The organism is Serinicoccus hydrothermalis, from assembly GCF_001685415.1.
GTDB classification, from domain to species: Bacteria; Actinomycetota; Actinomycetes; order Actinomycetales; family Dermatophilaceae; genus Ornithinicoccus; species Ornithinicoccus hydrothermalis.
Window position 1 is genome coordinate 3214157 of sequence record NZ_CP014989.1, and the last position, 11751, is coordinate 3225907.

The following is an 11751-nucleotide window of genomic DNA, read 5'->3' on the forward strand; positions in this document are numbered from 1 at the left end:
CCGGGTCCGCCGTCAGTCGAGCCCCAGGTCGGCGCGCGTGGGTGCCGCCGCCCCGGCGCGCGCCACGGTGAAGCCGGCGCAGGCCACCGCCCGCTCCAGCGCGGGCGCGATGTCCTCGAGCTCGGCGTGCGCCAGCCGTGCACGCGCCTCGGGGGACCCGAGCAGCCGGGCGTCCAGCAGCCCGCTCAGCAGCCCGGACATGAACGAGTCGCCGGCGCCGACGGTGTCCACCACCTGCACGGTGAGCGAGGGCAGCTCGAGCGTCGTGTCGTCGCGCGAGAGGTGGACGACGGCGCCGTCGCCGCCGCGGGTCACGACCACGAGCTCGGGTCCCAGCTGGCCCCACTCGTGGACGACCTGCACCACGTCGACGTCCTCGCCGTAGAGCCACTCGACGTCCTCCAGGCTCGCCTTGACGACGTCGCTACGACCGATGCACTCCTCGATCCGCTGCTGCGCGTCGCGCGGGCTGCCCATGATGGAGGGTCGCGCGTTGGGGTCGTAGGAGACGGTCGCCGTCTCCCGCGCCCGCTCGATGAGCCGGACCACCTCGGACCCGCCCGGCTCCAGGGTCGCGGCGATGGAGCCGGTGTGCACGTGGCCGACGCCGGAGAGGTCCTGCGGCCCGACCTCCCAGGCCAGGTCGAAGTCGTAGGTCGCGACGGCGTCGGCGTCGAGGTGAGCGGTCGCGGTGGAGGTGTGGTCGGCTGCGGTCGAGCCCTCGGTGAGCTGCACGTCGTGCCGCTCGAGGTGCTCGCGGACCCGGTCGCCGTGCTCGTCCGGCGCGAGGTATGCCGTGAGCCGGCTGTCGTGGTCGAGGGCGGAGACGCCGATGGCGACGTTGGCGGGGGAGCCCCCGACGTGCTCGCTGCGCTCGCCGTCCCCGTGCGGGACGACGATGTCGATGAGCGCCTCGCCGACGGTGAGGACGGCGGCCATCAGACGGCGTCCGGGGAGAGGGAGTCGGCGATCGCGGCGACCTTGTCCAGCCGGTGGTGGGAGGTGATCTCCCGGATCGTGCCGGAGCGGGAGCGCATGACCAGCGACTGGGTGACCGCCGTGCCCGAGCCGTAGCGGACGCCGTGGAGCAGCTCGCCAGTGGTGATGCCGGTCGCGACGAAGAAGCAGTTGTCACCGGTGACCAGGTCGTCGGTGGACAGCACGCGGTCCAGGTCGTGTCCGGCGTCGATGGCCCGCTGCCGCTCGTCGTCGTCCTTGGGCCACAGCCGGCCCTGGATGACCCCGCCCATGGCCTTCATGGCGCACGCGGTGATGATCCCCTCGGGGGTGCCGCCGATGCCGATGAGCATGTCGACCGAGGATCCCTCCCGGGCCGCCGCGATGGCCGCGGCGACGTCGCCGTCGGTGATGAAGCGCAGCCGCGCCCCCGCCTCGCGCACCTCGTGGGTGTAGCGGTCGTGGCGGGGGCGGTCGAGCATGATGACGGTGAGGTCCTCGACATACCTCTTCTTGGCGCGGGCGATGCGGCGCAGGTTCTCCTGCACCGGGAGCCGGATGTCCACCCGGTCCGCCACGTCGGCCCCGACGACGAGCTTGTCCATGTAGAACACCGCCGACGGGTCGTACATCGTCCCCCGCTCGGAGACCGCCATGACCGCGATCGAGTTGTCCATGCCCTTCGCCGTCGGCGTGGTGCCGTCGATGGGGTCGACGGCCACGTCGACGGCAGGACCGTTGCCGTCGCCCACCGCCTCGCCGTTGAACAGCATGGGCGCCTCGTCCTTCTCGCCCTCGCCGATGACGACCACGCCGTCCATGGCGACCTGGGAGATGACCTTGCGCATCGCCTCGACGGCGGCGTTGTCGGCCAAGATCTTGTCGCCGCGCCCCACCCAGCGGCCGGCGGCCAGCGCCGCGGCCTCGGTGACCCGCACCAGCTCCAGGGCGAGGTTGCGGTCCGGGAGGACCTGGTCGGTCGTCTTCGGTGAGCGGTCGGCCATGGGCCCTCCTTCGTCGGAACGCTGCTGACCGTCACCCTATCGGGTCCGCCCCGCGCGGGCCGGGGCCGCTCGGGTGCGACCATGGAGGGGTGAGCGAGCGTCCGCACCCCAGCGCCGGCCCGGCGGCACCGACCCCCGCGCCCGACCGGCGGCGCCAGCGGCTGGCCTCCTACACGGTGCGGAACATGGTCTACTCCACCCTGCTCGTGCTGGCCCTGGTCCTCGTGTGGTGGTCCCTCACCTACAACCCCAGCGAGCCGGAGCCGCGCCGGGTGGAGGTGGCCTCGACCGCGACCTACGCGCAGGAGCAGGCGGACTGGCCGGTCTGGGTGCCCGAGCCGGACGATGCGTGGTCGCCCACGGTCGTGTGGTTCGAGCCGCTGGAGGACGTGACGACCTGGCACGTCTCCTACGTCACGCCGCAGGGGGAGTACCTCGCGATCCACCAGGCCGACGACGTCACCCAGGCCTGGCGGGACGCGGTCCTCGCCGGTGGCCAGCGGACCGGGGAGGCCGTCCTGCCCGGGCCCGACGGCGAGCAGCAGTGGCAGACGTGGCAGGCCGAGTCCGGCAACGCGCAGAACGCCTGGGTCCTCGAGACGCAGGACGCCGGCACCGTGATCGTCCACGGGACCGCGCAGGAGGACGAGGCGCGGGCCCTGCTGGAGACGGTCCAGGCGCGCGACTAGTCGTCGCCGGCGTCCTCCGGGGCCGTCCCGCCCAGCGGTCCGCCGTCCTGGGTGGACCGGTCGAGGGTCTCCTGCGCCGCGTCGAGCTTGGTCTGGCAGTGCGCGGCGAGCTCCTCGCCGCGCTCCCAGAGCGTCATGGCCTCCTCGAGCGGCACCTGGCCCGACTCGATCCGGGCGACCAGGGCCACCAGCTCGTCGCGGGCCTGCTCGTAGCTGAGGTCGGCCACGGGGGTGTCGGCGGGCGTGGTGTCGTCCCTGGACTCGCTCATCGGGCCAGGGTATCCGGCGCCTCGGGCGCTCCGGCGAGCCGCCGACCATGCTCGGGGGTACGGTGCGAGACATCCGATCGAGGAGCAGGAGCGTGCGATGAGCGACCAACCGCAGACGTCCGAGCCCAGCCCGCCCGAGCCAACCCCGTCCGAGCCGCGGCCCTCCGAGCCGGGTCCCGACGAGCCACGACCCTCCGAACCGGGCCCGTCGGAGCCCGCCCCGCCCGGGCCGGGTCCCATGGAGCCCGAGCCCGCGCCCGATCCCGCGCCGGAGGGACCGCCCACCGACGCCTGACCCGGATCCGGGCGTGGGCCCGACCGGCTGCTCGTCGCGTCAGCGGCCGACCGGCCGGACGGCGAAGTCCCCGTGCGCCACGGTGACCCGCAGCAGCTCGTCGGCGTCGACCTCGTCCCGGTCGCGGACGATGACGCCGTCGGCGTGGCGCACGACGGCATACCCCCGCTGCAGCGTGTGCTGGGGGGAGACCGCCCGCAGGTGCCGGAGCAGCTGGTCGCTGCGGTCGCGCTCCAGGTCGAGGCGACCCTGCAGGACCGAGCGGCCCCGGCGGTGGGCCTCGGTCACCTCCCGCCGGTGCTGGGCGACGATCGCGGCGCGGTCGGCCATGACCGGGCGCGCCATGAGCTCGCGCAGCCGCTCCCGCTCGCGCGCGACCCGGGTGTCGAGCGCGCGGCGGGCCCGGCCGCGCACGGTGGTCAGCCCGCGCAGCTCGTCGGCGACGTCGGGGACGACGGCCGCCGCCGCGTGGGTGGGGGTGGACGCACGCAGGTCGGCGACGAAGTCGAGCAGCGGGCTGTCGCTCTCGTGCCCGATCGCCGAGACGACGGGGGTCCGCGCGGCGGACACCGCCCGCACCAGGGTCTCGTTGGAGAAGGGCAGCAGGTCCTCGAAGGAGCCGCCACCGCGCGCGATGACGACGACCTCCACCTCCGGCATCTCGTCCAGCTCGCGCAGGGCCGCGGTGACCGCGGACACCGTGTCGGTGCCCTGCACCGCCACCTGCCGCACCTCGACCACCGCCGCGGGCCACCGACGGGCGACACCCGCGAGGACGTCCCGCTCGGCCGCGGTGGCGCGGCCCGTGATGAGCCCGACCCGGCGGGGGAGGAAGGGCAGCGCCCGCTTGCGCCCCGGCTCGAAGAGCCCCTCGCTGCGCAGCAGCTGCTTGAGGTGCTCCAGCCGCGCCAGCAGCTCGCCGACTCCGACGTGGCGCATCTGCCGCGCCTCGAGCTGCAGCGTGCCGCGCTTGGCCCAGAAGGTCGGCTTGGCGTGGACCACGACGCGGGCACCGGTCTCCGGGGGCGCGGGCATCGCGTCCAGGGCCCCGGTGGGGATCGCCACCGACAGGGACATGTCGACGTCGGTGTCGCGCAGGGTGAGGAAGGCGGTCGACATCCCCGGGCGCCGGTTGAGCTGCACGATCTGGCCCTCGACCCACAGCGGCGACATCTTGTCGACGTAGTCGCTGATCTTCATGGACAGCGTGCGCACCGGCCACGGCGAGGAGGCCGTGGTCTCCCGGGCGGTCGGGGGCAACGAGGGCGTCGGCACCCCGTCAGGGTATGCCGCCCGCGTCACCGACCGGGGAGGTCCGGCCGGGGCGCGCTGCCGCCGTGTGGCCCGGGGCGGTCGGGCGGGGCAGACTCCTCGGTATGCCGAACGAGGGTGCGGCGCGTCGACCGGTCCTGGTCCTGGTGCACGGGACCCGGATGAGCCGCGCGCAGTGGGAGCCCTACCGGGCGCTGCTGCCGGACGTCGACCTGGTCACGGTGGACCTGCCGGGGCACGGTGCACGGGTGGGGGAGGCGTTCACCCGCGAGGCGGCGCTCGCGACCATCGACGCGGCGGTCGCGCAGGCCCGTGACCTCGCCGGCGACGAGGACGGCGGGGGTCCCGTCCTCGCCGGCCACTCGCTCGGGGGATACCTGGCGATGATGTGGGCGGCCGGGCATACCGGCGCCCTGCGCGGGCTCGTGCTCATCGGGGCCACGGCCGACCCTCGGGGTCCGCTCACCGGGGTGTACCGGGGGTTCGCGCGGGCGCTGCCGGCGCTGGGCACCGACCGCACGGCCCGGGTGGCCAACGCGCTGATGCGGGCTCTCGGGGCGCGGGGCGAGCACGCCGCCGCCCTCCCGGACGGCGCGGCCTACGCGGCGCTCCCGGCCGCGTGGGACCTGGTCATGTCGGAGGTGACGCCGGACCTGCTGCGCGTTGTGGAGTGCCCGGTGGTGCTCGTCAACGGCCAGCTCGACCAGATGCGGATCCACGTGCGCAGGTTCGCCGCCGCGGCGCGGGACGCGCAGGTGGTCACCATCCCCGGTGCCTCGCACCTCATGCCGTCCACGCACCCGCAGCAGGTGGCCGCCGTGCTGCGCGAGGCGGTCCTCGGCGTTCACCGGGCGCCCAGGCATACCACCTAGACTTGGCTGCGTGACTTCTGCTACACCCTCGACCCGACCGACCGAGACCGTGGACGTGCCGAGCGCGGACGCGGACGTCGCCCGCCGAGTCCTGCTCGCCGCCCCGCGCGGCTACTGCGCCGGCGTCGACCGCGCCGTGGTGACGGTGGAGAAGGCGCTGGAGCTCTACGGCGCGCCGGTCTACGTGCGCAAGGAGATCGTGCACAACAAGCACGTGGTGCGGACCCTGGAGAAGCGCGGCGCGATCTTCGTCGAGGAGACCGACGAGGTGCCCGAGGGGGCTCGCGTCATCTTCTCCGCGCACGGCGTGAGCCCGGCCGTGCACGACGAGGCCCGCCGGCTCTCCCTGCAGACCATCGACGCGACCTGCCCGCTGGTGACCAAGGTGCACCGGGAGGCCGTGCGCTTCGCCGACGGAGACTACGACATCCTCCTCGTCGGCCACGAGGGCCACGAGGAGGTGGAGGGCACCGCGGGCGAGGCCCCGGACCACATCACCCTGGTCGAGAGCCCCGAGGACGTCGACCACGTGGAGGTGCGGGACCCGGAGAAGGTCGTGTGGCTCTCGCAGACCACGCTCAGCGTCGACGAGACCATGGAGACCGTCCGCAGGCTGCGGGAGAAGTTCCCCAAGCTGCAGGACCCGCCCAGCGACGACATCTGCTACGCGACCCAGAACCGTCAGGTCGCGGTCAAGCAGATGGCCACCGACTGCGACCTCATGATCGTCGTCGGCTCGCAGAACTCCTCCAACTCCAAGCGCCTGGTGGAGGTCGCGCTGGAGTACGGCACCCGGGACGGGCACCTCGTCGACTACGCCGACGAGATCGACGAGGCCTGGCTCGAGGACGTGGCCACGGTCGGCGTGACCAGCGGTGCCAGCGTGCCGGAGGTGCTCGTGCGCGACGTGCTCGACTGGCTGGCCGAGCGGGGCTTCGAGGACGTCCAGGCGGTGACGGCGGCGGAGGAGTCGCTGCTCTTCGCGCTGCCCACCGAGATCCGGCGTGACCTCAAGGCGGCCGGCCAGGACGTCAAGAAGGTGCAGCACGACCCGAGCTCCATCCCGAGCGGCCGGGAGGGCTCGCTGCGCTGACGCCGCGCACTCAAGGTCACAGTTCGGTCACGGTATGCCCGACGCCCGGGACCGCCCCGGGCGTCGACCATGCGCGCGTGCGTTAGCAGACTTCGGCGTCGCCCACAAGGCGGACGGACGGACCTCGACGCGTGGCTATGGTGGCTCCGGCCGCGCCGCCCGGGGGAGGGCAGGCGGCCGTCGAGGGAGCCTGCAGTCCGGCGGCTCCCGCTCGAGGAAACGGAGATGTTCTGCAGATGACTGCTTCGCGCACCAGCCTGGTCCTGGCGGCCGTGACCGCCCTGACCCTGTCCGCCTGCGGGTCGGACACCGGCTCCGGGGAGCCGGGGGGCTCCGGCGAGGCCGGAGGGGTCTCCGGGGACCTCATCGACGACGGCACGCTGGTCGTCGCCATGAGCGGTGAGTTCCAGCCGTTCAGCTACTTCGACGGCAACGAGCTGACCGGCTTCGACTACGAGATCGGCGCGGCCGTCGCCGACGAGCTGGGGCTGGAGATGCAGAGCGAGACCGCCGCCTTCGCCTCGCTCATCGGGGGCGTCCAGGCCAACCGCTACGACGTCCTCATCGCCTCCATGACGCCCACCGAGGAGCGGGACGAGGCGGTGGACTTCACCGACGGCTACTACAGCTCCGGCGCCCAGGCCTTCGTCGCCTCGGGCACCGACTGCACCGACGTCTCCGAGCTCGACAGCCCCACCGTCGGCGTCGCGACCGGCACCACCTACCAGGACTACCTCGAGGAGGAGGGTGGCGACTGGGTCGGTGAGGTCCGCACCTTCGACTCCGACGTCGTGGCCCTGCGCGACCTGGGCACCGGCCGCCTGGACGCGGTCATGACCGACCGCCTCGTCGGGCTGTACCAGATCGAGCAGGCCGGCCTGGACGTCGTCGAGTGCGGTGACCCGCTCTACACCGAGTCCCCGGCCTTCGCCGTCAAGGAGGGCAACTCCGGGCTGGTCGACGACCTCAACGGGGCCCTGGCGACGATCGTCGAGGACGGCACCTACGGCGAGATCAGCGAGAAGTACTTCGGCCAGGACATCTCCGGCGACGCCGCCGGGTCCGGGTCCACCGACGAGGGCTGAGGCCTGCGGACGTGCAGTTCGTCGAGCTCTTCGCGGAGTATGCCCCGCTCTTCCTCGAGGCGACCTGGGTCACCCTCAGCCTGACCGCCGCGGCCCTGGTCATGGCCATGGTCGTCGGGGCCGGTGTGGCGGCGCTGGCGATGAGCCGGGTGCGCCCGCTGCGGTGGCTGGCCACGGCCTACATCGGGCTGGTGCGTGGCACGCCGCTCATCACCCAGATCTTCATCATCTACTTCGGCCTGGCCTACCTGGTCACCCTGCCGGCCTTCTGGGCGGGCGCCTTCGCGCTGGCCTTCCACAACTCGGCCTACATCGCTGAGATCATCCGGTCCGGCTTCCTCTCGGTCCCGCGCGGGCTCACCGAGGCCGCCCGGTCCGTCGGGATGTCCCGGACGACGACGCTGCGCAGGGTCCAGGCGCCGCTCGCGCTGCGGACGATGCTGCCGGTGCTCGGTAACCAGTACATCATCGCGGTGAAGGACTCCTCCCTGGTCGCCTTCATCGGGATGACCGAGCTCTTCCGGACCTCGCAGAACATGGCGGCATCCACCTACCAGCCGCTGACCGCCTACGTCATCGTCGCGATCTACTACCTCGCGATCGTGCTGGTGCTCACGGTCGTCGTCAACGCGCTGGAGCACCGGCTGGGCAGGCACCGGAGGGCGGCATGAGCGGAGCAGACATGAGCAGCACGCAGAGCGGGACCGACGGCGCGCCGGTGGTCCGGATGCGCGGCATCGTCAAGCGCTTCGGCGACACCGCGGTGCTCGACGGCATCGACCTGGACGTCGCCCGCGGCGAGGTGGTCACCCTCATCGGCCCCTCCGGGGCGGGCAAGTCCACGCTGCTGCGGTGCATCAACGGACTGGAGCGGGTGAGCGAGGGCTCGATCGAGGTCGGCGGCCAGCCGCTGCGCTACGACGAGAAGCACCTCAACCAGCTCCGTGCCCGTATCGGCATGGTCTTCCAGGCCTTCAACCTCTTCCCGCACATGACGGTCCGCGACAACATCGCGGTCGCCCAGCGCGACGTGCTGGGCCGCTCGCGCGGCGACGCCGCGCAGCGCGCCCAGGACCTGCTGGAGCGGGTGGGGCTGGCGCACAAGATCGACGCCTATCCGGACAGCCTCTCCGGCGGCCAGCAGCAGCGGGTGGCCATCGCCCGCGCCCTCGCGATGGATCCCACCGTCATGCTCTTCGACGAGCCGACCTCCGCGCTGGACCCCGAGCTCGTGGGCGAGGTGCTCGGCGTCATGCGGGACCTCGCGTCGGAGGGCATGACCATGGTCGTGGTCACGCACGAGATGCGCTTCGCCCGGCAGGCGGCCGACCGCGTCGTGCTCCTGGCCGACGGCGGCATCGCGGAGCAGGGGCCCCCGGCCCAGGTCCTGCAGCGACCCACCAGCGAGCGGGGCCGCGCCTTCCTCCGCGAGCTCGAGGAGGGCTGAGCCCCGACGCCGGTGGTCGGCGCAGCCCCGCGGGTCAGCCGGCCCGCCGGCTCCTCGTGGCCGGGGGCTCGTCGGTGACGTCGACCTCCGCCGGGCGCCCCGGGGTCCCCTCGTCGAGCTCGACGGCCAGCCAGTCCTGCGCGACCGGGCGCGGAGCGGTCTCGAGGGTCGGCAGGGCCTCGGGCGCGGACTCGGTGAGCCCGAGCTCGCTCATCCGTCGTGAGGTCACCATGACCCGGGACTCCAGGGTGCCGACGAGCTGGTTGTAGGTCTCGACCGAGCGGCGCAGCGCCGACCCCAGGGCCCGGGTGTGCCGCCCGACCGTGCCGAGCCGCTGGTGCAGCTCGGTGCCGAGGGCGAGCAGCTCGCGGGCGTTGCCGGCCAGCGAGTCCTGCTGCCAGGCGAGGGCCGTCGCCCGCAGCACCGCCAGCAGCGTCGCGGGGGAGGCGAGGACCACCTTGCGCGACTGCGCGTGGTCGTAGAGGTCCGGTGCGGCCCGCAGAGCCGCGGCGAGCACGGCGTCGCTCGGGACGAAGCAGACGACGAGCTCCGGGGACGTGGTGAAGGCGGACCAGTAGTCCTTGCCGGCCAGGGCGTCCACGTGCGTCCGCAGCGCGCCGGCGTGATCGCGCAGCAGCCGGTCGACCTCGTCGCCGGTCAGGTCCGGGGCCTGCGCGCGCAGGAAGGCCGACAACGGCGCCTTGCTGTCCACCACGAGCACCTTGTCGCCCGGCAGCCGGACCACGGCGTCCGGCCGGACCCGCGCGTCGTGCCGGCTGATCGCGCTCACCTGCTCGTCGAAGTCGCAGCGGGCCAGCATGCCCGCGTGCTCCATGACCCGGCGCAGCTGCACCTCCCCCCAGGTCCCGCGCGTCCCCGAGGCGGACAGGGCGCCGGAGAGCGCGGCGGTCTGCTCGCGCAGGGCCCGCGTCTGGGCGGCGACCTGGTCCAGGTGCTCGCCGACCTGGCCGAAGTGCTCGACCCGGTCGCGCTCCAGGCTCCGCACCTGCTGCTCGACCCGGTCCAGGGCGGAGCGCAACGGCGCGAGCTCGGCAGCGGTGCGCGTGTCGTGGTTCTCGCGCGACATCAGCCCCTCGACCTCCTGCCGCAGCTCGGCGGCTTCTGCGTGGGCCCGGTCCCTCGAGGAGCGCACCAGCGCCATCTCGGTCTCGCTCCGGGCCGACCGGGCCGCCGCGGCGCTGCGGGCCAGCAGCCAGCCAAGGAGCAGGCCGAGCAGCAGCGCCAGCAGCAGGGGCAGGACCGCGCCCAAGGTCAGTTGCTCGTTCATGGACGACACCCTCGCGCCAGCCACCGACATACCTCGGTCCACACGTCACCGGGGGGTGTCCGGTCGGGCTGGGCGCGGACAGAAAGGGTGTCCGGTCACGATCCGGTCACGAGCGCGGACACGCGGCGGGTCCCGCGTTGACACCGCCGGAGGGCCTGATCTACCTTCGAGGGCGAAACATGAATCACCTTTCATGTTGGACCGCACGAAGGAGTGTTCCCGTGAACGCACGGCCCGTCCGCCTGCTCACCGTCCTCACCGCCACTGCGGCGCTGACCCTCTCGGCCTGCGCCCCGAGCACGGACGGGGGTGGCGACGACAGCGGCGGTGGCGGCGACGACGGCGGCGAGGGCGGCGGCACCGCCCAGGTCGGCATCATCTACTCCGAGACCGGGCCGCTCGCGGCCTACGGCGAGCAGTACCGCCAGGGCCTGGAGGCCGGCATCGACTACGCCACGGACGGCACCGGCGAGGTCGACGGCACCACCATCGAGGTGGAGTACCGCGACGACGCGGGCAACCCGGACACGGCCGTGGCCGCGGCCAAGGACCTCATCGGTCAGGACTACCGGATCCTCGGCGGGACGGTCGTCTCCGGCATCGCCACCGCCATGGCCGAGCAGGCCGCGCAGAACGAGGTCCTCTACATCTCCGGCCCGGCCGCGACGGACGCAATCACCGGCACCAACGAGTTCACCTTCCGCTCCGGCCGCCAGTCCTACCAGGACGTCGCGACCGCCGGCGCGATGCTGGACGACAGCTCGGGCAAGGTCGTGGTCCTGGCCCAGGACAACGCCTTCGGGCAGGGCAACCTGGCCGCCGTCGAGGCGGTCCTGGGCGCCGAGGGCGCGGAGGTCGCCAGCGTGCTGGTGCCCGAGGACGCCACCGAGTTCACCGGCTTCGCCCGCCAGGTGGTCGACGAGGAGCCGGACCTCATCTTCGTCGCCTGGGCCGGGGCCACCGCCGGCAACATGTGGCAGTCGCTCACCCAGCAGAACGTCTTCGACGCGGCCCCGGTGGTCACCGGGCTCGCCGACTCGGCGACCTTCGCCGCCTACGGCGACGCCGGCGAGCAGATCTCCTTCCTCTCGCACTACTTCCCCGGCGCCACCGACAACGAGGTCAACCAGGCCCTCGTCGACTCGGTCACCGAGGCGGGCGGCACCCCCGACCTGTTCACCGTCGACGGCTTCGTCGCCGGGCAGATGATCGTGCACGCCGTGGCCGAGGGCGGCGACGACGTCGACGGCATGATCGACGCGCTCGAGGGCTGGGAGTTCGAGGGGCCGAAGGGCACGACGACCGTCCGCGAGGGCGACCACGCGCTGGTGCAGGACATGTTCACCGCCCGCCTGGTGCAGGACGGCGACACCTGGGTCCCCGAGGTCATCGACACGGTCCCCGCGGACGAGGTCGCCCCGCCGGAGGCCTCGGGCGAGTGACGGAGCAGCACAGCCCGGTCCAGGGCCGGGACGCGGGG

13 protein-coding genes are annotated in these 11751 nt (G+C 73.3%); 8 read left to right on the forward strand and 5 right to left on the reverse strand.

Annotation, left to right across the window (positions count from 1 at the left end):
- Positions 1–12 precede the first annotated feature (12 nt).
- Both SGUI_RS15040 and glpX read right to left on the reverse strand, forming a co-directional pair.
- The gene (locus SGUI_RS15040; protein WP_066641619.1) at positions 13–939 is read right to left on the reverse strand and encodes a carbohydrate kinase family protein; all 927 of its coding nucleotides are present in this window, start codon (positions 937–939) and stop codon (positions 13–15) included.
- Positions 939–1961: a class II fructose-bisphosphatase gene (gene glpX / locus SGUI_RS15045; protein WP_066641621.1), complete on the reverse strand. Its 1023-nt coding sequence runs from the start codon at positions 1959–1961 to the stop codon at positions 939–941. The genes SGUI_RS15040 and glpX overlap by 1 nt, the downstream gene beginning before the upstream one ends.
- A gap of 89 nt (positions 1962–2050) precedes the next feature.
- Here glpX and SGUI_RS15050 point away from each other — a divergent pair, with 89 nt between their 5' ends.
- Positions 2051–2650: a DUF4245 family protein gene (locus SGUI_RS15050; protein WP_066641623.1), complete on the forward strand. Its 600-nt coding sequence runs from the start codon at positions 2051–2053 to the stop codon at positions 2648–2650.
- On the opposite strand, the gene SGUI_RS15055 is transcribed toward SGUI_RS15050, so the two are convergent.
- Complete coding sequence (locus tag SGUI_RS15055) at positions 2647–2919, reverse strand: exodeoxyribonuclease VII small subunit (RefSeq protein WP_066641625.1); 273 nt, start codon at positions 2917–2919, stop codon at positions 2647–2649. The two genes, SGUI_RS15050 and SGUI_RS15055, sit on opposite strands and share 4 nt — an antisense overlap.
- A 97-nt stretch (positions 2920–3016) precedes the next feature.
- On the opposite strand from SGUI_RS15055, the gene SGUI_RS17565 reads away from it, so the two are divergent.
- A complete protein-coding gene (locus SGUI_RS17565) occupies positions 3017–3214 on the forward strand; it encodes a hypothetical protein (protein ID WP_157621871.1) in 198 nt (65 codons plus the stop codon).
- Positions 3215–3253: 39 nt separating this feature from the next.
- Here SGUI_RS17565 and xseA read toward each other — a convergent pair whose 3' ends face one another.
- A complete protein-coding gene (gene xseA, locus SGUI_RS15060; protein ID WP_066643486.1) occupies positions 3254–4489 on the reverse strand; it encodes an exodeoxyribonuclease VII large subunit in 1236 nt (411 codons plus the stop codon).
- A 101-nt stretch (positions 4490–4590) separates the two neighbouring features.
- On the opposite strand from xseA, the gene SGUI_RS15065 reads away from it, so the two are divergent.
- The 5 genes from SGUI_RS15065 to SGUI_RS15085 all read left to right on the forward strand — a co-directional run bounded on the left by SGUI_RS15065 (position 4591) and on the right by SGUI_RS15085 (position 8983).
- Entirely contained in the window at positions 4591–5358 is a 768-nt protein-coding gene (locus tag SGUI_RS15065; RefSeq protein WP_066641627.1) for an alpha/beta fold hydrolase, read from the forward strand.
- Positions 5359–5413: 55 nt separating this feature from the next.
- A complete protein-coding gene (locus tag SGUI_RS15070; RefSeq protein ID WP_066643497.1) occupies positions 5414–6451 on the forward strand; it encodes a 4-hydroxy-3-methylbut-2-enyl diphosphate reductase in 1038 nt (345 codons plus the stop codon).
- Between the two features lie 236 nt (positions 6452–6687).
- Positions 6688–7536 (forward strand): transporter substrate-binding domain-containing protein, encoded by an 849-nt coding sequence (locus SGUI_RS15075; protein WP_066641630.1) that lies wholly within the window; start codon positions 6688–6690, stop codon positions 7534–7536.
- Positions 7537–7547: 11 nt separating this feature from the next.
- Positions 7548–8207 (forward strand): amino acid ABC transporter permease, encoded by a 660-nt coding sequence (locus tag SGUI_RS15080; RefSeq protein ID WP_066641632.1) that lies wholly within the window; start codon positions 7548–7550, stop codon positions 8205–8207.
- Between the two features lie 11 nt (positions 8208–8218).
- Positions 8219–8983, forward strand: coding sequence for an amino acid ABC transporter ATP-binding protein (locus SGUI_RS15085; protein ID WP_066641636.1), 765 nt, complete (start codon positions 8219–8221; stop codon positions 8981–8983).
- A 34-nt stretch (positions 8984–9017) separates the two neighbouring features.
- Here SGUI_RS15085 and SGUI_RS15090 read toward each other — a convergent pair whose 3' ends face one another.
- Positions 9018–10271 carry a DNA recombination protein RmuC gene (locus SGUI_RS15090; protein ID WP_066641637.1) on the reverse strand — a complete coding sequence of 418 codons (1254 nt, stop codon included), beginning with the start codon at positions 10269–10271 and terminating at the stop codon, positions 9018–9020.
- Between the two features lie 221 nt (positions 10272–10492).
- Between SGUI_RS15090 and SGUI_RS15095 the strand changes: the two genes are divergently transcribed.
- Positions 10493–11713 (forward strand): substrate-binding domain-containing protein, encoded by a 1221-nt coding sequence (locus tag SGUI_RS15095; RefSeq protein WP_066641639.1) that lies wholly within the window; start codon positions 10493–10495, stop codon positions 11711–11713.
- Positions 11714–11751 lie beyond the last annotated feature (38 nt).